This is a genomic window from Zemynaea arenosa (assembly GCF_004614185.1).
GTDB classification, from domain to species: Bacteria; Pseudomonadota; Gammaproteobacteria; order Burkholderiales; family Burkholderiaceae_D; genus Telluria; species Telluria arenosa.
In genome coordinates, this window is record NZ_SPVF01000096.1 from 1 (window position 1) to 24,493 (window position 24,493).

The window sequence follows — 24,493 nt, forward strand, 5'->3', positions numbered from 1 at the left end:
AAGCTGCCCAACGTGGACACCGTGCAGGTGGATTCGGCCTGGGTCAAGCGCCTGGGCCGTCTTGGCCGGCGGCGCGGAACCGAACAGGGATTGGCGGCCCTGCGAAATCATCCACTCGTTCCAGAGGATGACCAGCGAGGTCACGAACACAACCCAGAGGATGGTACGTTTATTGAATTCCATGGACGTCTTTATTCAGATGGTGATGGTGGCGGCACGGGACCGGATCATACCCGCCTTCGCACCAGGGGTGGCAGCGGCCCACGCGGCGCAGCGCCAGCCAGGCGCCGCGCAGCGCGCCATGCGTGCGCACGGCCTCGATGGCGTAATTGGAGCAGGACGGATAGAAACGGCAGCTGGGGCCCATCAGCGGCGAGATCGCCAGCTGGTAGGCCCGCAGCAGGGCAAGCAGGACGCGGCTCATGGCTTGGCGTCCGAGGGCGGGCGCCGCCCGCTTCCACCCGCGCGCAGCGCGGGGGCGGCCAGCAGCCGCGCCACTTCCGTGCGCAGCTGCGCCTTGAGCGCGGTGTTGGTGGCGGGGCCGGTCTTGCTGTTGACCGGGCCGGACAGGCGCACGATCAGGTCCAGCGCGGGCAGCTGCGCGACGCGAAACAGCTCGCGCACGGTGCGCTTGATGGTGTTGCGGGTGACGGCGCGCGGCGCAAAGCGTTTGGCCACGACCACCCCCAGCCGCGCGTGCGGCAGCGCGTTGGCGCGGGCGTACAGCGTGAAGTGCGCCGTTTTTTGCGCCGGGCGCAAACGAAAAACGGATGAAAACTCATCCGTTTTTACAATTCGGCGGGCGCGTGCGAAGTCGTGTGAACCTTCGCTGCTCATGGCCGGACGCGTCGGGCTGAAAAGCCGACGCTTAGACTGCCAGGCGCTTGCGGCCTTTGGCGCGGCGAGCGTTCAGGACTTGGCGGCCACCACGGGTAGCCATGCGTGCGCGGAAGCCGTGCGTGCGCTTGCGGCGGACAACGGAAGGTTGGTAAGTACGTTTCATGGTGGACTCGCTTTTGGTGAAGCTTTTAGTGAAATTACCCGACGACCGGGCACAGAACCCATAATTAGACAGTAGAAACCGCCCGGCTGTCAAGGAAGGTGTTGCTGGCCTCGATCTGAATTTTTCCGGCCCGGCCTGTGGATAACTCGGCCGCGCAGGAGTAAAATAGCGTGTTCCGTGTGGCATTCGTGCGCCCACTCACCCGCTATTGAATCAGAGACGTATGGAAGAATTCTGGCAGACCTGTTCCGCCCAGCTCGAACTGGAACTGACGCCGCAGCAGTACAGCGCATGGATCAAGCCGCTCACCGTGCTCGACTACGAGGACGGCAAGGTACGGATCGCCGCCCCCAACCGCTTCAAGCTGGACTGGGTGAAGACGCAGTTCGCCTCCCGCATTACCGCCCTCGCCTCCCAGTACTGGGAAATGCCGGTCGAGGTGCAGTTCGTGCTCGACCCCAAGCTGATGGCGCCCAAGAAGTCGGCCGCCAACGGCGTGGCGGCGCCGGCCGTCAATGGCGCGGCGGCGGAACCGTACACGGGCATGCCCGAAAGCATTCCCCAGGGCCTGCCCAAGCAGCCGCTGCGCGAACAGTCGCGCGTGAACCCGGACCTGACCTTCGACTCGTTCGTGACCGGTAAGGCCAACCAGCTGGCGCGCGCCGCCGCGATCCAGGTGGCCAACAACCCCGGCGTGTCGTACAACCCGCTGTTCTTCTATGGCGGCGTGGGCCTGGGTAAGACCCACCTGATCCACGCGATCGGCAACCAGGTGATGGCCGACCAGCCGGGCGCGCGCATCCGCTACATCCACGCCGAGCAGTACGTGCGCGACGTGGTGACCGCCTACCAGCGCAAAGGCTTCGACGAGTTCAAGCATTACTACCATTCGCTGGACCTGCTTCTGATCGACGATATCCAGTTTTTCGGCGGCAAGTCCCGCACGCAGGAAGAGTTCTTCTACGCGTTCGAGGCGCTGATCGCGGCCAAGAAGCAGATCATCATCACCTCGGACACCTATCCGAAAGAGATCACCGGCATGGACGACCGCCTGATCTCGCGCTTCGACTCCGGCCTCACGGTCGCCATCGAGCCGCCGGAACTGGAGATGCGGGTGGCGATCCTGCTGAAGAAGGCCAGCTCGGAAGGCGTGACACTGAACGACGACGTCGCCTTCTTCGTGGCCAAGCACCTGCGCTCCAACGTGCGCGAGCTGGAAGGCGCGCTGCGCAAGATCCTCGCGTATTCCCGCTTCCACGGGCGCGACATCACCATCGACATCGTGAAGGAGGCGCTGAAGGACCTGCTGTCCGTGCAGAACCGCCAGATCTCGGTGGAGAACATCCAGAAGACGGTGGCCGACTTCTACAACATCAAGGTGGCGGACATGTATTCCAAGCGCCGGCCGGCCAATATCGCCCGCCCGCGCCAGATCGCCATGTACCTGTCCAAGGAGCTGACCCAGAAGTCGCTGCCGGAGATCGGCGAGCTGTTCGGGGGGCGCGACCACACCACGGTGCTGCACGCGGTGCGCAAGATCGCCCAGGACCGGGCCAAGAGCGCCGAATGCAACCACGAATTGCACGTGCTCGAACAGACTTTGAAGGGCTGACGGCAGTCTTGGCTGCCGGTTAATACAGAGTAATTTCTGGCAAAATGGAGGGTGAAACACTCTCCTTTGTCAATACAACCAAACCAAAGGGAAATCCTATGCAATTGGTGAAAACAACCCGCGACACGCTACTCCGCCCGCTGCAGATCGTGAGCGGTATTGTCGAGCGTCGGCACACGATGCCGATTCTGGCCAATATCCTCATCCGCAAGGACGGCGAGCACGTGTCCTTCCTGTCCACGGACACGGAGGTGCAGATCACGACCAACGCCGCGATCGGCTCCGGCGCCGAGCAAACCGGCACCACCGTGGCCGCCCGCAAGCTGCTGGACATCCTGCGCGCGCTGCCGGAATCCGGCGACGTCTCGCTGACGCTGCTGAACAAGCGCCTGACCGTGCAGTCGGGCAAATCGCGCTTCGCGCTGCAGACCCTGGCCGCCGAGGAATTCCCGACCGTGGCCGTGGCCGAGCAGTTCGCCGCGACCGTCACGCTGCCGCAGAAGACGCTGAAGCACCTGTTCAACATGGTGCACTTCGCCATGGCCCAGCAGGACATCCGCTACTACCTGAACGGCCTGCTGCTGGTCCTGGACGGCAACTACGTGATCGCCGTGGCCACCGACGGCCACCGCCTGGCCTTCTGCCAGATCGCCACCGAGGAAAACTTCGCGCGCCAGGAAGTCATCATCCCGCGCAAGACCATCCTTGAGTTGCAGCGCCTGCTGGAAGAGTCGGACGACGAGGTGCAGCTGGACATCGCCGCCTCCCAGGTCAAGCTGACCTTCGCGGATATCGAGCTGGTCTCCAAGCTGGTCGAGGGCAAGTTCCCCGACTATACCCGCGTGATCCCGAAGGGCTACAAGAACGAATTCCAGATCTCGCGCGACGAGCTGCTGCGCTCCCTGCAGCGCGCCGCCATCATGACGTCCGACAAGTTCAAGGGCGTGCGCTGGATGCTGGCTCCGGGCTCGCTGAAGATCAGCTCCACCAACGCCGACCAGGAAGAGGCGGTCGAGGAGCTGGAAATCGACTACGGCGGCGATGCGATCGACATCGGCTTCAACGTCACCTACCTGCTGGACGTGCTGAACAACCTGAAGTGCGACCAGGTGAACATCGCGCTGGGCGACTCCAACTCGTCGGCGCTGATCTCGATCCCCGACAACCAGGACTTCAAGTATGTCGTGATGCCGATGCGGATCTGATCCGCGCGGCCGTTCCTGCTTCAACCGGCGCCCGGCCGCACGCGGGCGCCCTGCACCACACACGCTTCTAAATCGAGAAAGTCATGTCCGTGAATCCCCAAGACCTCCCCGTCCCGAAAAAGCCCGACGACTACGGCGCTTCGTCCATCCAGATCCTTGAGGGTCTGGAGGCGGTGCGCAAGCGCCCTGGCATGTATATCGGCGACACGTCCGACGGCACCGGCCTGCACCACCTGGTGTTCGAGGTGTTGGACAACTCGATCGACGAGGCGCTGGCGGGCTACTGCACCGAGATCCACGTCACCATCCACAGCGACAACTCGATGTCCATCACCGACAACGGCCGCGGCATCCCGACCGGCGTCAAGATGGATGACAAGCACGAGCCCAAGCGCTCCGCCACCGAGATCGCGCTGACCGAGCTGCACGCCGGGGGCAAGTTCAACCAGAACGCGTACAAGGTGTCCGGTGGCCTGCACGGCGTGGGCGTGTCGTGCGTGAACGCGCTCTCGAAACTGCTGCGCGTGACGGTGCGCCAGCACGGCAAGGCGCACCAGCTGGAATTCGTGCGCGGCGAGCTGCAGGACCGCCTGGTCGAGGTGGTGGACGGGGTCGAAGTGTCGCCGATGAAGGTGATCGGCGAGACCGACAAGCGCGGGACCGAGGTGCACTTCTGGGCCGATGAACAGATCTTCGGCACGGTGGAATTCCACTACGAGATCCTGTCGAAGCGGATCCGCGAACTGTCGTTCCTGAATAACGGCGTCAACATCAAGCTGACCGACCAGCGCACCGGCAAGGAAGAGATCTTCGCATTCGAAGGCGGCACGCGCGGCTTCGTCGAATACATCAACAAGGCCAAGACGGTGCTGCACCCGACCGTGTTCCAGGCCACCGGCGAGCGTACCTCGGACCAGGGCACCAACATCTCGGTGGACGTGTCCATGCAGTGGAACGACGCGTACAACGAGACGGTGCTGTGCTTCACCAACAACATCCCGCAGCGCGACGGCGGCACCCACCTGACCGGCTTGCGCGCGGCGATGACGCGCGTGATCAACAAGTACATCGACGAGAACGACTTCGCCAAGAAGGCCAAGGTCGAAATCTCCGGCGATGACATGCGCGAGGGCCTGACCTGCGTGCTGTCGGTGAAGGTGCCGGAGCCGAAGTTCTCGTCCCAGACCAAGGACAAGCTGGTGTCGTCCGAGGTGCGTGGCCCGGTCGAGGAGATCGTGGCCAAGACGCTCACCGACTTCCTGATGGAGAAGCCGAACGACGCCAAGATCATCTGCGGGAAGATCGTGGAAGCGGCGCGTGCGCGGGAAGCGGCGCGCAAGGCGCGCGACCTCACGCGCCGCAAAGGCATCATGGATGGCCTGGGCCTGTCGGCGAAGCTGGCGGACTGCCAGGAGAAGGATCCGGCGCTGTCTGAGCTCTACATCGTCGAGGGTGACTCCGCAGGCGGCTCGGCCAAGCAGGGGCGCGACCGCAAGTTCCAGGCGATCCTGCCGCTGCGCGGCAAGGTGCTGAACGTGGAGAAGGCGCGCTTCGAGAAGATGCTGTCGTCGGAGCAGATCACGACGCTGATCGCGACGCTGGGCACCTCGATCGGACCGGACGAATTCAACGTCGACAAGCTGCGCTACCACCGCATCATCATCATGACCGACGCGGACGTGGACGGAGCGCACATCCGCACGCTGCTCCTGACGCTGTTCTATCGCCAGATGCCGCAGCTGGTGGAGCGCGGCCACGTCTACATTGCGCAGCCGCCGCTGTACAAGGTGAAGGCGGGCCGCGACGAGCGTTATCTGAAGGATGACGTGGAAGAGGCGAGCTACATGATGAACCTCGCGCTGCAGACGGCCGCGCTGGTGCCGCGTGAAGGCGCGGACCCGATCATTGGCGAGGCGCTGGCAGAGCTGGTGCGCCAGTATAACTACGCGAATGCGGTGATGATGCGGCTCGGCCGCGTGATCGACCGCCAGGCGCTGACCGCCATCACCACCGGCGTGCAACTGGACCTGTCGTCGCTGGACGCGGCGCAGGCATCGGCTGTGGCGATGAAGGCGGCCATCAACGACCGCTCCGTGAACGTGACGGTGCAGCAGGACGAACTGTCGGACAAGTGCTCGCTGCGCATCGAACGTCTGCACCACGGGAACGTGAAGGTCTCGTCGATCGACGCGGACTTCGTGGCCGGTGCGGACTACGGCGTGCTGGCCAATGCGGCGGCCACCTTCAAGGGCCTGATCGGCGAAGGCGCGTTCGTGCGCCGCGGCGAGGGCGAGCGCGTGAAGGAGTCGGCGGTGGTCGACTTCCACCAGGCGATGCAGTGGCTGCGCGATGAGGCGGAGCGCTCGGTGAGCATCAAGCAGCGCTACAAGGGTCTGGGCGAGATGAATCCGGAGCAGCTGTGGGAGACCACCATGGATCCGACCGTGCGCCGCCTGTTGAAGGTGCAGATCGAGGACGCGATTGCGGCGGACCAGATCTTCACCACGCTGATGGGCGACGAGGTGGAGCCGCGCCGGAACTTTATCGAGACCAATGCGCTCCACGCCGGTAACATCGATGTGTGATGCAGCAGTGAGCTTCGTGTAACGACTAACGCCCGGCTTCGTCCGGGCGCTTTCATATCGGGAAGGGGAGCGGAGATCGGTGCTCGCGGTGGCCAGAGTGTGAGGGCGTGCAGGTGGTGACGGGGCTGTCTTTCGCACCGCCGCCCGAGGTGTCGCCAGAGCGGCAGCCAGTGCTTTCGCCTGGCCGGCAGGGGGCGCTTTCCCTGCGGCGCCAACCTACGCGTATGGGCACGGCGGTGGTGGTGTCCGCGCTGGCGCATGTGCTGCTGCTCAGCCTTGCGGTCGGCGGCCAAATACCAGGCATGCCGCGCTTCACGCTGCCGTGGGAGACCCGGCGGCTAACGGCGGATGAGCTGCATATCATGCTGGCGCCGGGACCGCGTGCAGCGCCCACGGTTTCTCCCGCTCCAGCGGCTACCCCGGCCATTGCACCTGTCCCCACTGCGCCTGGCCCGGCGCCGCAGCCGGCGCCTGAGGCGCCCCATCAAGTCACTCCGCCGGCGCCGGCTCCCCAGGCCTCGCTGGCTTCACCTTCCGAGGCCGCGACGCCCGTTGCGTCTCCTTCGGCGGCCACGCCTCTGACGCCGCCTCCAGTATCGGCCGCCCCTGCGGGCGCGCAGGTCCAACTCTCTCCTTTGCCCGCGCCATCCGCCGAACCTCCTCAGCGCGCTGCCGACGTCCAGCAACAAGCCGCTAACGAGGCCGCAGTGCGCGCTGAAGCTGCGCGCCTGGAAGCTCAACGCGCGGAGCAAGTACGTCTGATCATGCTTGAGGCCAGCCGTCAGGAGCAAGCCAAGCGCGCGCGCCTTGAAGCCGCCCGGCAGGAACAGATCGAGCGCGCCGCCGCCGAAGCCGCGGCCAAACAGGCAGCCGAACGTCTGGAAGCTGCTCGCGCTGAGGCGGCCCGAGTCGAAGCAGCTCATGCCGAGGCGACACGCCAAGAGCTGGCCCAACAAGCCAAGCAGGAGACGGCCCGACAGGAAGCAGCTCGCCTGGAAGCGCTTCGCCAAGAAGCCATGCGTCAAGCAGCCGTCCGCGCTGAAGCCGCCCGCCTCGAGGCCCAACGCCAGGAGCAAGCCACACAGGCAAAGCTGGAAGCCGCCCGCGTGGAAGCCCAACAGCGCGAAGCCGCCCGCCAGGAAGCGCTTCGTCAGGAAGCCGCCCGCATGGAAGCTGCCCGGCTCGCAGCGGCACGCATTGAAGCGGCACGCGCCGAAGCAGCGCGTGCCGAGGCCGCGCGCGTCGCGGAGGCCCAACGCCAAGAGCTAGCGAAACAAGCAAAGCAGGAGGCCGCGCGCCAGGAAGCCATTCGCCAAGAGCAAGCCAAACTCGAAACCGCCCGCCTTGCAGCCCAACAGCGCGAAGCTGCCCGCCAAGAGTCCCTCCGCCAGGAAGCCCAACAGCGCGAGACCGCCCGGCAAGAAGCGCTGCGCCAAGAAGCTCTCCAACGTGAAGCAGCGCGCCAAGAGGCCCTAAAACAGGAAGTCGCTCGGCAGGAAGCAGCGAGACAAGAAGCGGCTAAACAGGAGGTGGCCCGACAGGACGCGGCCCGACAGGACGCCGCGAAACAAGAAGCCGCGCGTCAGCAACAAGCCCGTCTGGAACAAGCGCAGCGCGAGAAAGCGGAGTACGAGGCCAAGCGCGAAGAGCGCCTGAAAGAAATCGGAAAGCAGCTCGCCCTCGAAGCTGCCCAGCGCGACGCTGCAGCCAACCGCACCACCGGCGCCCCGCTCCCAAGTGCCAGTTCGCTGCGCCGCGGCTGGCTCTTCGGCCGTACCGACGCCAACGCCGACCTGGTCGCCTACGCAGAGGCCGTGGCCAAGAAGATCGAAATGAACATGACCTTCGCCACCGTCCGCGAGGCCGCCAAGCAGCCCCACATCCATCCCACGGTCACCATCGCGATCCGCTCCGACGGAACTGTGGAAAAGGTCACATTCACCGTTTCCAGCGGCGTCCACGCCCTCGACGACGCCATCCGCAAAGTCATCGCAGACCAGCGCCTCTTCGGCCCCTTCCCCCCAGCGCTCGCGCGCCAATACGACGTCATCGAAATCCGGCGGATCTGGGTCATCGACACCGCCATCCGGCTACAGTGAGTTTCGAGAAGAGCATTCAGTCTTTGCTAAGCCATCGTCATGGTTTTAGCCAACAGGGATGAATTCATCTAGGACAAGTTTCGGATCCCTCGGATATCGATTCTCCTGGCGGGCGAGAGTCGTGGCCCCCCAGCCGACCGGCATATCTTCGGTCGGAAACGCATACGAGTCATCCGACCCAACCTGACACCGCTTTGCTATCTCTTCCGGCCACACTGGATCCCGGCAGCTGCGCAAAGCCAGAACCCTGACTATGGTGAATGTGGCGAAAAACGGCATCAAGAAGAAGCGCGTAGCCGGGGACAAGGTTCCACCCATCCAATACATGCAAGTCAAGAAGGATTCGAGAACAGTCTCTCGTTCTGCGAGAAATAGCCCAGGTAACGGCAACCGTGATGGCCCTTGGCGCATATATAGGCACCAGTAATTCCACTGCGCGAAGAGTAAAGGTAATGTTTCATCGCCTTCCCATTCGCGGCCGAGGCTGCAGCCTCGGGTCACGTTCCCGCGTGCGTCAACCTCGTAATACCGGATGTGATAAGTGTGAGCGTTGTTCCGCTCGCCTCTGTGCACGCAAAAGATGCTCTCGTCAGTCCATGGGATCGTCCACACCTCATCACCTTTGCGGACGCTCCTACGCTTGCGAATCGCATAAATTTTCTGATCGTATCGGTGGAAGCGGAAAGGTCGCAACGTCAGGGAAAAGAACTCCGATGGAAACCAACGGAACGCAATGTAGAGTAGCGGAAGTGCAAATAGCGCATACAGTGGAGCCCAGATAAAGCGCACGTGTGCAGCAGAGTGCGACCCGGACGCTACGCTGAAGGACAGCGCTAAAACAGAGCAAGCAAGCACAATTGTGATGATGAGACCGCAGCCGAAATAGTGCCGAGCCAAGTGCGGTTGATCTGAAACGTCCCATGAAGGTCGAGTTCAGCGTGAATATTGTTCCGCCGTCGCCGCATACTGGTCCATAAAAGTTGGAGATTCGTAACCGATGGGCATAATCCCACTCCGGTATGGGCCTACCCTTCTTGACCGTGAACATGCGCTCGTCCATGTCAAGCCCCCATTGCCATTGCGTATTGCTCAAGCTCTTCGCCGAGGCTAACGTAGTCCAGCGGGCTCGTCGCGGATTCCTTGAGCTTCTCAGTAGTGCTCACGCTGAAGAAGCATTTGCTGAAATCGACGTTCATTTTTTCCACATGATTCCATTTGTGTGGACGTAGTCGGCATGTCTTCGTTGACACGGCACGGCTGCATGCTAGCCTCCCGGCAGACGGCCATCTTGCTGCTCTTGGCGCGGTAGCTGCGCAACTGCAGTTGCTCCAGCACGTACCAGCGATTTGCCTGATTCTTCCCGCCCCGGGAGCTCTCCGCTCGAGCAGTGATGCAGCCGCCGATAGCTCAGCGCAGGCGGACTTGGGGCCAGCTCGCGCAGGCGCTGCCGCAGCGCCAACTTTCGATCCTTGGTGCTTTTGCGGTATTGCGTACTCGGTGCTTGTTTGATTAGCCGGCATGCCCGCGCCAACATCCATCGCGAGGATTTGCTCTGCTTTATACTTTCTCCACTCCGTGGTCGAATCCTCGGTGCTCAAAAGAGCACGCTTATGGCTCACATTACGCGTTCCCATGCCCCACAAAACGGCGGGTCAGGTTCGACAATGCGCCAAACGGTTCCGCAGCGACCACACCGATACCAAAGCTCCACCGCTCCCACATCGTCATAGGCCCTGCCAACCGGAACTTCCGTGAAGCTCAACGAATCGAGTAGCCTCGTTTGCACTCGCAGATAATCTTCAGGCGAACGAAATTTGTGGCCGCTATGCAATTCGTCGCACGAGCAATTTTGCGCGCTCATCCCTCTCAAGGTCGTCGGCGGATCGCCGCCGCCACGCCCAGGGGTTTCAATGAATCTACATCGTCCATTTTTCCTCATGGTTTGGCTTTCCCTCGATCTAACAGAAACTGTCCAGACAGCCGCATTTTAATTTCTCAGCCGTTGAGTTCAGCGGCCGGTTTCAAAACGGCTTCACCCGGAAATGATCCGCGAAGTGAGTCATATCGAGGAAATTGCTCTTTGCCACTGGCTGCTTTGTAATCTCATCAAGCCAATCTGCAAACCTTAGGAATTCCGGGAAGTTTTCAGGCGTAACCGAGTAAAACGTGTCAATGTGCGACTCATACAGGCGACGTATAATCGGTTGCCACAAATCGCCGCCGGCCGCTGCCACAGCTATAGGAATGCTCATCAGCTCTTGCGCAAACTTGAGTTCCAGCTCCACCGGCATAACCGTCGGCGCAGCAAGCATTCGATTGCCGATTTCCTGAAGCGTGTACATAGCAGTCCTTCCTAATAGGGTGAATTCTTGAGTGGTAGGTGCGCCGCGTTTTCATTCCCTTTAAAACGGCCCCAAGAGCATGTGGTCAGATAGTTTAAAGCGACTTCAGCACGATTCCCAGCCTTCGAATCCCAGCGCTGAATTGAAGCAGTTGGCCCGCTCGCAGCATTAGATCCCAGCGGTGCGTTGGGATTCCATCCATGACCATGAATCGAATAGGAATACTTGCCACTTCTCAGCAGGTAGCTAAATCCGCCTGCCGGGAACTTAATCGCGTCATGAGTCCACGTGTTCACCAACCCCCATTGTTGAGCCCATTGACTCACGTCCGTGAAATTCATGGACCCATCCGTCGCGACCATTTTCGCTGGATTCTTGGGACGCCGAACAAAGCGTCCAGTGTTCGTGTCCATCCAGCGCTGTGAGCCACAATGCCATGTAACGTATAGGCCGAGTGGATCGACGGCAGCTGTCGGGTTCTCGACGTACCGATACAGGTTGATTCCAACTGCGAGCCTTAACGGGTCTTGCGAAATGTATCGTCCCGAGACAGGGTCGTAGTAGCGGAAGCGGTTGTAGTGGAGGCCGGATTCCTCATCGGCTTGCTGGCCTGGGAAGCGGAGGTGAGACCAGTTTGATTCTTGCCCGGGTGCGCCACCCCAAGTTGTCAGGTCTCGCATCTCCAGCGTCGCACCATCGTTTGAGACTGCCTCGACTGGAGTCGCGACCTGGTCGCAGATAAACGCGAGCGTCTGCGCTGCCGGCGTTCCATTTTCCACGGCGTCATTGCGCTCGACTACACAGCCGAGCGGAATGAAGGAATCAGGTTCGTAGATGAACGTCGTCAGCTTGTCGGCGGACTTCTCCTGGAGCAAGTTGTCGCCATCCCAGACAAACAGGGTGGCACCTTTCTCGCTCAGCTTCGCCACGCGCCGAGAGAAGGCGTCATACACGTAGTCTGTCGCTACCTCGTTGTTGTCCAACACTCGAATTAATTCATCCGCCGCGTTAAATCGCAAGTGAACTTCTTCCTTGTCGCCAGCGAGCTGCTTGCGTGATTTACGCTGCAGATTGCCTCGCTTGTCGTAATCATGTGAAAAAGCTACGCCTCCCTGCGCAAACTCTCGTAAGCGATCAAATTCATACCGGGCAGCGCCAGATGTAAGATTCCCGGTTGCGTCGTAGGCGAAGTCCTCCCTACCTGCGCGCCCTTGTTTCGCGATGAGCTGTCCGAGCGGATCGACTGAGTAACGCACCACGTGGAGCCGTTCATCCCCCTGCTGCGCTTTTGATTCCGTCAGGAAGCCGCGTTCGTCGTAGACGTAGCAACGCTGCGAGCGGCTTACACCAGCAATCGCCGTGGTCGTTGTCGCGAGTCTTGAGCGACCGTCGTACGTGCTTCGAATTTGGACCGGCCCATCAACCTCGCCCACATGCCGCAGCCGCTCGCGGTGGAGAACATCGCGCTCCACATTGACAACGGGCGCGCCGCACCAGTGCACTGCGTGCCAGTGGCCAGAACCGTACGTCAACACATCGATGGACTGGCCCGTCGGGAGCGAGGTTTGAGTTCTGAATCCGAGTTCGTCGTAGGTGTGCCGCAGGCTGAAAGCGGGATCAGACAGTATAGGCTTCAGGTTCGGGAGCAGAGCAGCGAACTGGTAAGTAAAGCGCTCTTCGATGAGATTGCCGACGGAGTTGTACTCGAAGCCCAGCGCTACCGAACTGTTGGTAGCGCTGGCGATGAGGCCGTCAGCGGTGTAGGTGTACCGCACGGTGCCATCGTCATCGATTGTGGCGCAGAGCTGCCCGAGGCGGTCATAGACGAATTGACGCTCCACGCCGGCACATGAAGTGCGGACCACATTGCCAGCGGCATCGTAGGCGTACGTCGTGGTCTTCCCATCGAATCCGACTTCCGTCGCAAGCCGTCCTTCCTGGTTGTAGAAGTAGCAGTAGCGCTCCTCCCGCGGATTCACAACTGCAACGAGGTTCAGAGCGCTGTCATATTCGTACGCTACTGCATGGCCAAGCGCGTCGACTCGTTCAACGAGAACACCACGCCCGTTGTAGCGGTAAGTCGTCTTGTAGCCCAGTGGGTCGACGTGCTGGATGAGCCGTCCCATCGCATCCCGCACAAACTGCTCATTCGCACCGTCGGGATAGCGCAGCTGGGTAACATTGCCGAGCCTGTCGTACTTAAAGCTGAGCTGGTCGCCAAGTGCATTGCGAATGGCGATCAGATGGCCATCGATATCGTAAGAATAATAAGTGCTGTAGCCGGAGCAGTCGGTAGCGCAGGTCATGCGCCCCATTCGGTCGTGATCGAACTTCTTGACGCCGCCTTTCGCGTCGACCAGCTCGATCAGGTCATGTCGGCCGTTGTAGCGGTATGTGGTGGTATGACCTAAGGCGTCAGTCAGGTTCGTGAGATAACCCGCGTCATCGAAGGCGAAGGTTGTCACGCCACCGGACATGTTTTGGAAGCGTGCAGGCTGCTGCTGGCTGGAGTATTCAAAGTGCTGGCGGTTCCCTAACGCGTCGATGACGCATGTCACGTTTCCTGATGTGTCGTACTCGTACCGGGTTGTTGCGCCTACCGGATTGATCTCGCTGAGGAGCCACCCCTCCGCGCTCCAGTGGCGTCGGCCAAGTGATTGATGGCTGCCGTCAGCGCCAATCCGACTGACTCCAGTGCACATCCAGTTGTCGTCGAAGTTGAACTCCAGCGTTACTCCATTCGCATCGTTGAGCCGAGTCGTTTCCGCATCCAGGTAGTCGATCCGTACTGCGTCGGTGCCGTCATCGCAATGGGTCGCAACCGCTCGCGCCTGGTAGCTGTTCGTGACGTCGATCATGTACGGAGATTGTTGAGGATCCGCTACCGTTCGACCGTCCCAAGCGGCGACTAGAGTCGCGAGGGACCGCCACTCGATGTGACGGCCGAAGCCCAGATAGTCCGAATAGCGGGTCAGGAGATGGTGACGGTATTCGTACTCGCGCGCTGAGCCGGCCTGATTCGTGTGTTTGACCAGATTGAAGCGGACCGGATGGCCATCTTCGCTCCCGTCGGGGCCATCCACCTCAGCGGCATACTCGTAAGCTGCTCGGCAAACATGCGTGCCGTCACCCCTGATTTCCTCAATCCTCCCTATGCACACCTCGTTCTTCTTGTGCGACCGTACACCGACGACGATCCGCTCTTCGTCGGTGACGACCTTAATGAGCGGCTCGTCCGGCTTCGCATCAGGAAATCGCTCAATGCTGTAGCCACGGCCGTCCCGGTCCTGTCTCCTGGCAAGACAAAACCGTTCAACTTCCACGAGGGACTCTGCCGGCAGCATTGCGTTGACGCCGTTATACCCATGGGGAAGCCAACCTCGGACTGGAAAGCGCTTGAACACATCGGTGCTGTCGTCCAGCCATCGCAGTACGAACTGATGGTCGCTCTGCCGCGCGAGCGTGAATCCTTCAAGGCGGCTGTTATGCTGCTCCCCTGGTAAAAGGAACGGCAATCGCACTGCCCGGCCGGTGTGATCGTGATACACGATCCCGTCATCGCACATGGACAAGCTTGCGGTAAATTCCGTGCTCCAGCGCGCGCCCAGCAAGCCCCAGTCTTCGCATTCAGAGCCCGACCGGTAGCATCGGGTCCAGACAATCGGAACCCGGCCATCAAGTTCGAAGTCGGTCTGATACAGGATCTCTTCGCCAGTGCCGAGATGGACAGGCTTGCGTGACTTGACGCTGCGGCCGCCCGGAGCCGTGTTCTTAGGGCAGCAGTCAGCGGGCTTGTCGCCCTTTCCCTTCCTGCTGCCTTTTGTCTTGCCGCCATCGCGGCCATCTTTGCTGCCTTGAGGTCCAGATGCTGGCTTCGAAGATGCATGGGTTGGTTTCTCTGGCCTGGTCTGAAGCTTGCCCGGCTTGACTGCCTTTGCTTCTGAGCGCAGGAAGCGCGCAAGTGCACCAACCTTCTTGTACAGCAAAGATGCCACCATCTGAGATCCGGCAGCGAACAAGGTATTTCCCCAGTCGGGATCTTTGCCAGTGAGTACCCAGTCAGCACCAGCGTCGAGAACACTAGCTCCGGCATCCGTCGCCGCACCCACAACAGCCACACCAGAACCAACTTCCGCCCCGACCGCTGCGGCTGCGACGCCTTCGGGTTGCAGGGTCACAGCGGACACAACGGCGACAGCACCGCTTACCTTCACTATTTTGTCGCCAGTGTCGCCCGCATCTCGTCCAAACTGGTGCACGGAATCCGAAATCTCATCCTTGTACTTTTGCGCATACGGCTTGAGCCTTTCCCGAGCGGCCTGCGCGGATCTTTCGTATGCCACCCCAAGCGTATTCTTCGCGTTCATCCATACCTGGCGGGCGGTCTGGAATGTCGACGCGAGATTGGCCCTGAGTGTCGAACTCCCTGCCTTGCTTTCTGCTCGATCTCCGACTGTTCCGCTCTTGACCCCACCGGCTTTGCCAGGCATATCACCTTTGACTGTGGAGATATAGCTTTTGCCATGCAGGTAGACAGGTTCGCTCCGCGACTTCACGTTGGGCGACGCCTGGAGCGTATCCACGAATTCGCCAATGATGTTGTATGGGATGGGTGGAGTGCTCGCGCCGATCGGTGTCTTGCAGATATCGGGCGTCAGGCTGACGCAATAGAACCGGGACGACTTGGTGACGGTCTCATTGGCCATGAGACTCTCCTCCTTCATCGCTGCCCGCCGTCGCCGCTATAAATCGGTCTAGCCGCTCGATCTGCGCCGGCTCCGAAACCCGCATCATCCGGACTTGCTTGATTCCCTCTTCCGCGTCGAGGCACCCGCGCCAGACGAGATCGACGGTGGACGACGCGGTATCAATAATCACTGTGTCGATCATCAAGCTCTCGGCCTTCAAGGCCGCGCCATCGGTACCGAGTACAAACACCGCCTGCTGTGGCAGATCGAACTGGAGCACTGAATTCCCATGCGCGTCGCTTGCCGACGACGGGTGATCGTGAGCACACAAGTTGTGCAAGACAAAGCGCGCCCCGAAGCGCACGAGCTCACACTGCTGATCGGCCGGAGCGGCATTCCAGTAAGCGTAATCAAAGTCCTTAGGAAGCATTGGCACCTCGTCCGGCTCCCAATGCGCCTTGTCGACAAAGGTGCCGGCCAGACCGCGCCGCGGTAGCCACGCACGTCCGACGCAACCAAGCCCGGCGGGCGGAGGTAGCGGGGCACCGCGGGATGCCTTCCAAAAGTCCGCGCCACCGAAATCCTGATTCCAATACAGGATGCGCGGCGCTGGCAGATCGCTCAATCCGGTGGCGTCCAGGTACCAATCCGGCGCGAACCCGCAGCCCACCGGATTCGTTTCGGCCACCTCGTGCGCGACGGTGTAATTCGCCTTCTCACTGGTATTGGGCGCGCGCTTTATTTGCTTCTTCTTCGGCACGCGCTTCGCTGCCGGTTCGTCGCTGCTGATCTTGCACTCGCCACCGATCGCCAATTCGTAACGTATGGGTACATGCACGAACGGCTTACTGCTGGACAGCCGCCATGGCGAGGGAGCCGCCAAGCCGCCAGTTCCGGCTTTGACGATCAATCCAGCGGTGCGGGTGACGATCGACGAACGCTCCAGGCGCGCCTCACCGCGCACCTGCAGCGTTTTGTCGATTGGCGTTCGCCCATCGACCCGCACCTGTAGCCGGACTGGAAATTCGCTCTTCGGCTTTCCCTGCGGAGCGTGGGCGCTGCCAATTACGATCACATCGCATTTCGGCTTGTACGGCGCGAGATCGCTTTCCTGGGACACGCTACCTCCTTCCCGTCCATCGAAATACCTGTCTTCGGTGACCAGCGGGGTGTGCCGTCTGCTTTCGATGAGCGCCGCGACTCCCGCTACGTTGCGCGGGCCAATCTTGAAGCTCTGCCGCGCCACAAACACATGAAATAGCTGGTGGTGCTGGTCCAAGGTCAGAAAGTGCAGGGCTGCGAGCTTGGTCCGGTTGTCAAACACGAGGTTCGGCAACTTGCTGGCGTTGAGCCACGATTTGTCCGGGGCGTTCATTCCGGGTTCATGTCCACGTCGTCGCCGTGGACCTCCACTTTCTTGCGGCCGCGGATGGCAATTTCGTCGGCCAATATCTCGACCCGGTTCGGTGAGATAATCACCATCGAAGTCCCGACGGTGACTCTGTGCTCCACCTGCGCGGTCAACGAACTATGCTGCCCCACGATGACGGTCTTTGAGAGGCCGACCTCCTCGGTCTTCGCCAGGGCGACAGTCGTATTCATGATGCCGCCCACCGTCACCTGATACCCTAATCCGACCGACAGGGCCTTCCCCAATCCGATCGTCTCCTCTTTGGCCAGTATGACCCGCTCGTGCCGGGCCCCGTGAATGACAACCGTATCGTCCTTCATCACCTTTTCTTCCCGATCCCCGCCAATGTCGATGAACTCGTTCTGATCGACCCGCTCCTTGCGGTTCTGGTGGATCGTGATCGATTCGTCCTTGTCCACCGTCTCGGTGCGGTTGCCCTTCACATGCACGGTTTCGTTGGCGTCGATGGTCTTGCGGCGGTCATGGCCGACCCAATGCGACTCGTCGTGCTCGACTTCGATTCGCTGGTCGCGCTCCGCGTGCAGCCACACTTCCTCGGCGCCCTTGCGGTCCTCGAAGCGAAGGGCGTTGGCATGGGCTGCCGCGCCTCCCATGCTGGAGCGCGTCAGGATGCCGCTCTGCGTGCGGTTGGCAGGCAACTCCCACGGCGGCATATGCGTCGCGTTGTACAAACTGCCCACGATCAGCGGCCGGTCCGGGTTCCCCTCCAGGAATTGCACGACCACCTCCTGCCCGATCCGCGGAAGGCTGATCTGGCCGAAGTTGGTCCCTGCCCAGGCGGTCATCACGCGCACCCAAGGCGAGCTGGCGGCGTCGAACTTGCCCACGCGGTCCCAATGGAACTGAACGCGCACACGTCCATATGAATCGGTGTGAATCTCCTCGCCCGGCGGCCCCACCACAGTCGCCGTCTGCACGCCGTAGATGCGGGTGTGGGTGCTGGTCGACCCGCGCCGGGCGCGCCATGGCCGGTCGCGGCGGATGCAGGTGAATGAATTCGAATAGTTCGACCCGGCGCCGCTGCCATCCTGGTAGTTATTGGAGGCGTCATGCACAACGCCGGTGATCAAGTACTCCTGCCCCGCCGCGTCATAGGCGAAGTGCCCGCCTACCGAGAAACAGCGGCCCGGCTGCAGCGCGCGATGGTTGCCCCCGGCCTCGAACACATTCGCGTCCACTCCCAGCTCCTGCGTGCGCCGCATGGCCAGCGCATCGCCCGCCGCGGTATCGGGGAAGCCGTAGGCGCCCGTGTTCTCATGCATCTCCAGCTCCGGCACCATGCCCTGCTCGTCGCTGGACATATGCTCCGAGCGCGCGGATTTGGCGTGCTTGAAGTTGAAGCTGGAGACCGTAGCCCGCATCGACGCCGCAGCGCGCGCGGGACGCCAGGCCGAAATACCATCACCCTCGCCCGCCCCGGAGTCCGCCCGGTACTCGATCACAGGATCGCCGCCGTCGATATCCATGGCCACCGTGCTGTCATCCGAGACCCACAGCGTGTGCCCATCCGCGCGGTGCTCGTACCAGTAGTACAGCCCCGCGTCTTCCAGCCGTCGATGCACATGGTTGTAGTCCGACTCGTTGTACTGCACCGCCAGCGTCATCTCGGGCAGCGCGCCCATCAGACGCGAATCGTAGTCCTGCTGCGGATAGTTCTTGAAGGTCTTCTCGCACAGCTCCAGAACATTCAGATGCTGGAACAGCGCGCAGTCCTGCCGCAGTGTGAGGAAGGCGAGCCAAGGCCGCAGCTGCATGCGGTAGAAGGCCAGCCCGCCGTCGGTCCGGTCGAAGCCAAATTCAAAGACGTAGCCGTTGAAGTAGCGGAGCGCACCGTCGTCGCGCACCATGGCGATGGTGACCATGCGCCCCATCACATCGTTCAGTGGAATGGAGGCGTCATCCGCCAGAACCTCCACGTCGAAGACGAAGTCGCGCGACAGGCCTTCGCTGGCGCGCAGCGCATTGACCAGCATTACGGCCGCCGGGCCGTCCTCGCGCGGGAAACTCAGGCGCAGCAGCCGGTTATGCTGCCGCTCTCCCGCAAACGCGGCCAAGAGGGCCGCTCCCTGTGCCATGTCCATCGCTAGGCCTTTCACATGAGCTGTATGGTGTAGGTGAGGTCCCGCCGTTCCCACGCGTTCGGCCGCTCCAGCAGGAAGCTGTCGCGTCCCAGCTGCGCATCACCGCCAAGGCGCATGCCGTCCAGCGCACCCAGCGGCATCGCAACGCAGACGTCGAAGCGCAGCGTGGCGACGGCAAACTGCTTGAGCAGGTCGCGCAGTGCGGTGGCCCCAGGCGCGCCGGGGACGAACTCCAGGAACTGGCCCCGGTCGCGCGGATGCAGCGTGAGGCCGACCCGCAGGTCGCGCCGCCATACGCGTTCTCCGAGCAGGGCGCCGCGTCCCAGCATGCAGGCGCTCACGCCCAGGCAGGCCTGCAGCTGCCGTGGCAAAGGCTCCCAGCCACCCTGGTTCGGTGTGAGGTCGATGGCGAAGCCGAAGTAGTGGACCAGCACCCGCTCGATCGCGGCGGCGGACACGGAACGCTGGCGCATCGGCCCGGAAAAGGAGGTGAGGACGTCGGTTTCGGGGCCGGGACGCGCGTGCACCCGGCCGGCCAGCGCCAGCAAGCGGTGCGCCAGCGCCGCCCGGCCATTGCGTGAGGTGGTCGCCATGTGACGCTTGCGCCAGGCCTCGTAGAACAGGCCCAGGACGCGCGTCGAAAAGGTATCGAAGAACGCGCGCGCCGCAGCCTGGCGGGCAGGGTCCACGCGCAGCGCGAGCCGTTCGGTGCAGTGGCTGGGCAGCGTCCCGTGCGCGCCGAGATAGCCCATGAAGGCGGGTGTCAGTTCGATGCGGAAGGCGTGGCCCGCATCCAGCGCGGCGTCCAGCACGGCGATGCCACCCTCCTGGTCCGTGCCCAGCGCCTGGATGTCGCTCGGCGCATACGCCAGCGAGAGGCTGTTCCTGAAGAAGAGCCAGCGCGTCTGCGCCTGGGCCGCATCGATGCCGTGCTGCCCGAGCCAAAGCTCGAGCAGCCGCACCGCCTGGAAAAAGCTGAAGCGGTGCGGCGCGTCGAACAGCTCCTGGATCAGGCCAGGGTGAACCTGGCGGTGCGCGGTGGGCACGTCAGCAGCTCCTCGTCTTGGCTGGACCAGACGGTCAGCCGGGTGAACACATTGATTTGCGTGTAGAGGCCAAAGAAGCGGTCCAGGAGACAGGCGAAAACGTAGACGCCCGTTCCCGCGCAGGCGGAGGTATCCAGCGTGAGGCGGATATCGATGCCGGGCATGAGACAGGTATGGGCACCACTGCCGACCCACGTCATCACCGTGGTAAAGGCCACGTCCTGGATGCCCGCGATCAGGCGCGCGGTCGAGGGCAAGCGCGCGACGTCGTACAGCGAGAGCAGCGCGCGCAGTTCGTCCACGCCGAGCGAGGTGATGGCGCGGCTGCCCAGCGCCAGCTGCGCGACCAGGCGCCAGTGCACACCTTCGTCGCTGCTGAAGTAATAGGGCCGCGTGGGCCGGCGCAGGAAGCGCACTTCGGCATTGCCGTTGGAATCGTGCAGCTCGCAGAGGCTGCGGGTGTCGATGGTCTGCGCCGCCATGGCGCCGTTGGAGCACAGCAGGTCCGCGGACACGGTCTGCTTGCCCGCGCCGACGGGATGCAGCGCGCCGTCGACAATGGCGATGTGGTGGCGCCGCTCCGGCTCGGTGACGGTGCGCATGCTCCAGTAGCGCGTGCTGTCGGGGGCCATCGCATGGCGCAGCGTGTACAGCGGTTCCAGCACTTCGGGCGCGCCGCCGGTCCCGGAGTCCACCAGCCGCACCTCGCGCACGCCGACGATGTCGAAGGCGTCGCTGCGCTTGTGGCTTACCTTCAGCGGGTAGTCTGGCGTGTGGTGGTCGAGCTGGATCGGCACCGCGGCGTGGGCGCTCAGGTTGACCGCGGGCGCGCAGCTGGGGCGCAGATGCTGCGGGCCGAGCGCCGCGAGCGTGCGGATGGTCTGGGCTTCGCCGGGCAAACGCCCCAGGACCAGGTGCAGCATGCCGCCTGCATCACCCGTGCGGGCGCAGAAGGGGGCGAGATCCAGTTCAACGAAATTAAACTTTTCCGGAAACGCGAAGAATTCCTTAATCAACCGGCAGGCCGGGGTGGACTGGGCGGAGGGCGCCATCAGCGCATCCTCGTCGTCCCAGCCCGCCAGCGCCAGCGGGGGGCGGTCGAGGGGCAGCCAGGTCCCGCTGCCGTCGGGCTGCACGTAGGCGGCCACCGTGTGCAGGAACAGCGCGTCGATCAGCGCGGCGACGAAGGAGCGCTCCCCATCCACGAACAGGCGCAGGCGGCTGCCGGCGAGATCCGGCGGCATGGCCGGCCAGCGCAGGCTGATGCGGGCGCTGGCGTCGCGCGGCAGGCGCACACTGGGCGGGACGTCGAAGTCGGTGGCAAAGGTGGCCGCCGCCAGCGGCGGCACGGCCGGGTGGATGTCGTAGACCGTCGAAAAGTCGAGCCGCACGCCGTCGATCACCGGACTGTGAAACGACGTCCCACGCGGCAGAACCTTGGCGCTGGCATCGCCCGCGTCCTGGCGGATTTCGACGATGCTGGCGGGCACGGTGGGCCGCAGCAGGTCCGGCTCGATCATGGTGAGCAGGGCTTCGGTGAACTGGGGGTAGTCGTCGTCCAGCCGCTTGGCGACCCGCGCGGTCAGCAAGGCGGTGGCCTGGATCATGGTGTCGACCGAGGGATCGCCCGTGCTCTCGCCCACGCCCGCCAGCAGTCCGGCCAGGCTCGGGTAGCGCTGGCTGAGCTCGCGGCAGGATTCGCGCAGGCTGGCCAGTTCGCGCTCGTAGTACGGCAGTAACCGCTCCATCGAAGCCTCTTGCGTTTGCACAGACAAGACTCAATGGTTGCGCCAGATCATGTTCCAAATCTTGATCGCGCTCAAACGCAGAGCTCGCTTGAGGCCTAGCATCGGATTGACTTGCACAAGAAGAAGGGAGATCCCATGCCGCCCCCCGCCTTGCTCCTGCTGCTGGCCGCCGCGTTCGCGATGCCCACCGCGCAGGCCGAGGACAGCGTCGCGCGCTTCCTCACCTTCGAGAACGACCGCTACTTCCACACCGACCATTACTACACCAACGGCATTCAATACTCGACCCGGCGCACGGCCGCCGCCAGTCCGGCCTGGCTCGACCGCGTATGCCGCTACGGCGGCTGCGCGGAAGAAGCGCTGGTGTCGGTCCAGCAGAACTTCGGCCAGCTGATGTACACGCCCACGCACATCAATGTGGCGGCGGCGCAGCCGCTGGATCGGCCGTGGGCGGGCCTGCTCTACTCCGAGCGCGCCTACACGCTGGAAACTGCGGATCACGACCGCCTGACCACGATCACTCTGCAGGCGGGACTGACCGGCTCGATGTCGCTGGCGGAAAAGTCCCAGAAGCTGGTGCACCGGATTCTGAATGTCGAGGAGCCGCAGGGCTGGCATAACCAGGTCGGCAACACGCTGGCCGTGCTGGGTACACTGGAGCGGCGGCAGGCCGTGCCCGCCTTGCGTGCGGATTTCGGCAACGGCATCCAGATCCGCACGGCGGCTTACTGGCGCGTGGGCGTGGGCAGCATCATGAGCTATGGCGCAGTCGGCGCGCTGGTCACGATCGGGAAGGACTTGCCGGAGCTGTCGCCGGTGCCAGTCGGCATCCTGAACAAGGTTTCGGTCGCGCCCACCGACCTCGCCTGCCTGCTCAGCTCGGTCCGCTGCACGGTTTTTGCGGGCATCGAAGGGCGCTACATGGCCTACAACATCTTCCTGCAGGGCCGCCCGTTCCAGACTGATCCGCAGGTCGAGCCGCGCCGCTGGGTGGGCGACCTCATGACCGGGGTGCGCATCGACTTCATCCACACGGGCACGGCGCAGCACGGGCCGTGGTATATCCAGTTCAAGGCCACGCGCCGGTCGAAGGAATTTCGCTCGGGCGGGCCGGTGTCCGCGCAGGCCTTCGGCGCGCTGACGATCGGGCGGGACTGGTAAGTCGCGGGCGTCCTGGCAGGTTATACTGCGCGGGTTCCCTCATCGAGCCCATCCATGCGCAAGGCCCTGCTTCTTCTTCCGCTGCTGCTTGCCGGCTGCGTCGACGACTCCGCCACCTACTACATCGACGGCAACGACCACACGCTGACGGTGCGGGCCACGCAGGATTACTTCTGGCAGCCGGAGCTGACGCTGTACCTCACCGCGTCGCGCCTGCCGGACTGCCAGCGCCGCTTTCCGCTGCCGCCCGCGCCGGCGGGGCCCCTCGACTACGAGCTGTACAGCAACGGCGACAATGTCTGGACGCTGAAGGCGGGCGAGGACGCATATTCCTTCGAGACCCAGGGGTGCACCCAGCTGGACTCGGTCAGCACGGCGCCGGCTCAACTTGTCGGCAAATTCGTGCTCAATGACGGCAAGTTGGCGTTCGAAGAAGTGAAAACGCCGGCCGCGCCTGTACCCGCTCCGGCCCCCTGAATACTCCCTCCGGGCGGCGGAGGCGCAACCGTGGCGCCGGTCAGATCCGACGCGCCCGGCGGGCGAAGCCCAGCAGGCCTGCACCGGCCAGCAGCAACGCCAGGCTGCCCGGCTCCGGCACGTTAACCGCACCGCCCACGTTTTCCAGCGTGAAGGCGCTCAGGATCGGGTTGTTGTCGCTGAAGCCCGCCGCCGTCCCTCCGAAACCGATGCTCAGCGTGCTGGAGGTCGCCACGAATTCGTTGGTGATCAGGGCGCTCTGCCGGCCGTTGTACATGCCGGCCACTTTCCAGGGCGAGAAGTCGTCGACGATCTTCACGTTGTCCTGGAACACGTCAAAGCCGCGGTTGAAGCCCTGCTCGGCAAACATCAGCTGGAACTTGTAAGTCTGGCCGACGACCAGGTCGTTCATGGTCAGGGTGAGCACCTGGCCGGTGGCCGAGTTGGCGGCATTGCTCCAGATGAGGGAGTGCATCACCAGTTCCAGGCCATTGTCGGCGGCGCTGGTGCCGTAGTCCGGCGTGTACCAGCTCACGTTCAGGTTACCGGCGGCGGTGGTCACGCCGGGAGCGCTGCCGTAGTACTGGAAAGTGGCGTCACCGACCTTGGTGTTGTTGGCCGGAGAATACATCGTGAGCGCGTGCGTGAAGGTGCCGCTCAGGTCGAGGCCCTCGCCGGCATCGGCGCCCGTGAACACGCCGACGATCGGGGTCGCGCTCGCGCACGCACAGGCTGCGCCCAGCAGGGCGGTCATAAAAAATCGCTTCATATTCATCGCTGGTGACTCGGTCTGGAATGACAAAGTCGGCGATGTTAGCACGGCAACTTTTCGCACTGACACGGCTGGACGGGACTTCCCCCACCGTGGGAGGGATGCGGCGCAGCCGGCGTCAGGGCCTGATCCAGCCGCGCCGGATCGGTGCCGCGAGGACCCGGCGATAGGGGGGCAGCAGCCAGCCCAGCAACAACGCGCCGAGCGCCCGGGCGGCGGCGGTGCCGGCCGCGCCCGTCATC

Annotated in this window: 19 protein-coding genes; 6 read left to right on the forward strand and 13 right to left on the reverse strand. The window is 63.0% G+C overall.

What is annotated here, in order from left to right; translation table 11 throughout:
• The 4 genes from E4L96_RS06765 to rpmH all read right to left on the reverse strand — a co-directional run.
• Window positions 1-183: hypothetical protein (locus E4L96_RS06765; RefSeq protein ID WP_135206457.1), on the reverse strand; the 183-nt coding region annotated here is incomplete at its 3' end.
• Window positions 170-424 carry a membrane protein insertion efficiency factor YidD gene (gene yidD, locus E4L96_RS06770; protein WP_135206458.1) on the reverse strand — a complete coding sequence of 85 codons (255 nt, stop codon included), beginning with the start codon at window positions 422-424 and terminating at the stop codon, window positions 170-172. The genes E4L96_RS06765 and yidD, both read right to left, overlap by 14 nt.
• Window positions 421-837, reverse strand: coding sequence for a ribonuclease P protein component (gene rnpA / locus E4L96_RS06775; RefSeq protein WP_135206459.1), 417 nt, complete (start codon window positions 835-837; stop codon window positions 421-423). Before rnpA ends, yidD begins: the two co-directional genes overlap by 4 nt.
• Window positions 838-868: 31 nt before the next feature.
• On the reverse strand, window positions 869-1,003 hold the full coding sequence (rpmH, locus tag E4L96_RS06780) for a 50S ribosomal protein L34 (protein ID WP_040378179.1): 135 nt from the start codon (window positions 1,001-1,003) through the stop codon (window positions 869-871).
• 223 nt (window positions 1,004-1,226) lie between these two features.
• Between rpmH and dnaA the strand changes: the two genes are divergently transcribed.
• From dnaA to E4L96_RS06800, 4 genes are all read left to right on the forward strand, one after another.
• On the forward strand, window positions 1,227-2,615 hold the full coding sequence (dnaA, locus tag E4L96_RS06785; protein WP_135206460.1) for a chromosomal replication initiator protein DnaA: 1,389 nt from the start codon (window positions 1,227-1,229) through the stop codon (window positions 2,613-2,615).
• A gap of 98 nt (window positions 2,616-2,713) precedes the next feature.
• The gene (gene dnaN / locus E4L96_RS06790) at window positions 2,714-3,820 is read left to right on the forward strand and encodes a DNA polymerase III subunit beta (RefSeq protein ID WP_135206461.1); all 1,107 of its coding nucleotides are present in this window, start codon (window positions 2,714-2,716) and stop codon (window positions 3,818-3,820) included.
• 83 nt (window positions 3,821-3,903) lie between these two features.
• On the forward strand, window positions 3,904-6,405 hold the full coding sequence (gene gyrB, locus E4L96_RS06795) for a DNA topoisomerase (ATP-hydrolyzing) subunit B (RefSeq protein WP_135206462.1): 2,502 nt from the start codon (window positions 3,904-3,906) through the stop codon (window positions 6,403-6,405).
• A gap of 707 nt (window positions 6,406-7,112) precedes the next feature.
• Window positions 7,113-8,504, forward strand: coding sequence for a TonB C-terminal domain-containing protein (locus tag E4L96_RS06800; RefSeq protein WP_135206463.1), 1,392 nt, complete (start codon window positions 7,113-7,115; stop codon window positions 8,502-8,504).
• Window positions 8,505-8,549: 45 nt separating this feature from the next.
• Here the strand turns inward: E4L96_RS06800 and E4L96_RS24700 are convergent, their stop codons facing one another.
• From E4L96_RS24700 to tssF, 8 genes are all read right to left on the reverse strand, one after another.
• Window positions 8,550-9,359: a DUF6708 domain-containing protein gene (locus E4L96_RS24700; RefSeq protein ID WP_370660730.1), complete on the reverse strand. Its 810-nt coding sequence runs from the start codon at window positions 9,357-9,359 to the stop codon at window positions 8,550-8,552.
• A gap of 206 nt (window positions 9,360-9,565) precedes the next feature.
• The gene (locus tag E4L96_RS24565) at window positions 9,566-9,700 is read right to left on the reverse strand and encodes a hypothetical protein (protein ID WP_267874319.1); all 135 of its coding nucleotides are present in this window, start codon (window positions 9,698-9,700) and stop codon (window positions 9,566-9,568) included.
• 825 nt (window positions 9,701-10,525) lie between these two features.
• Window positions 10,526-10,846: a hypothetical protein gene (locus tag E4L96_RS06805; protein ID WP_135206464.1), complete on the reverse strand. Its 321-nt coding sequence runs from the start codon at window positions 10,844-10,846 to the stop codon at window positions 10,526-10,528.
• 11 nt (window positions 10,847-10,857) lie between these two features.
• Window positions 10,858-15,552 (reverse strand): RHS repeat-associated core domain-containing protein, encoded by a 4,695-nt coding sequence (locus E4L96_RS06810; RefSeq protein ID WP_167758617.1) that lies wholly within the window; start codon window positions 15,550-15,552, stop codon window positions 10,858-10,860.
• Complete coding sequence (locus E4L96_RS06815) at window positions 15,542-16,909, reverse strand: DUF2169 family type VI secretion system accessory protein (RefSeq protein WP_135206466.1); 1,368 nt, start codon at window positions 16,907-16,909, stop codon at window positions 15,542-15,544. Before E4L96_RS06815 ends, E4L96_RS06810 begins: the two co-directional genes overlap by 11 nt.
• The gene (locus E4L96_RS06820) at window positions 16,906-19,041 is read right to left on the reverse strand and encodes a type VI secretion system Vgr family protein (RefSeq protein WP_229414274.1); all 2,136 of its coding nucleotides are present in this window, start codon (window positions 19,039-19,041) and stop codon (window positions 16,906-16,908) included. Before E4L96_RS06820 ends, E4L96_RS06815 begins: the two co-directional genes overlap by 4 nt.
• 17 nt (window positions 19,042-19,058) lie before the next feature.
• On the reverse strand, window positions 19,059-20,093 hold the full coding sequence (gene tssG, locus E4L96_RS06825; protein WP_167758618.1) for a type VI secretion system baseplate subunit TssG: 1,035 nt from the start codon (window positions 20,091-20,093) through the stop codon (window positions 19,059-19,061).
• Entirely contained in the window at window positions 20,057-21,841 is a 1,785-nt protein-coding gene (tssF, locus tag E4L96_RS06830; RefSeq protein ID WP_135206468.1) for a type VI secretion system baseplate subunit TssF, read from the reverse strand. Before tssF ends, tssG begins: the two co-directional genes overlap by 37 nt.
• A gap of 135 nt (window positions 21,842-21,976) precedes the next feature.
• On the opposite strand from tssF, the gene E4L96_RS06835 reads away from it, so the two are divergent.
• A complete protein-coding gene (locus E4L96_RS06835) occupies window positions 21,977-23,002 on the forward strand; it encodes a lipid A deacylase LpxR family protein (protein WP_135206469.1) in 1,026 nt (341 codons plus the stop codon).
• Window positions 23,003-23,056: 54 nt separating this feature from the next.
• Window positions 23,057-23,479 (forward strand): hypothetical protein, encoded by a 423-nt coding sequence (locus E4L96_RS06840; RefSeq protein ID WP_135206470.1) that lies wholly within the window; start codon window positions 23,057-23,059, stop codon window positions 23,477-23,479.
• A gap of 40 nt (window positions 23,480-23,519) precedes the next feature.
• Here the strand turns inward: E4L96_RS06840 and E4L96_RS06845 are convergent, their stop codons facing one another.
• Complete coding sequence (locus E4L96_RS06845) at window positions 23,520-24,248, reverse strand: PEP-CTERM sorting domain-containing protein (RefSeq protein WP_167758619.1); 729 nt, start codon at window positions 24,246-24,248, stop codon at window positions 23,520-23,522.
• Window positions 24,249-24,493: the final 245 nt, after the last annotated feature.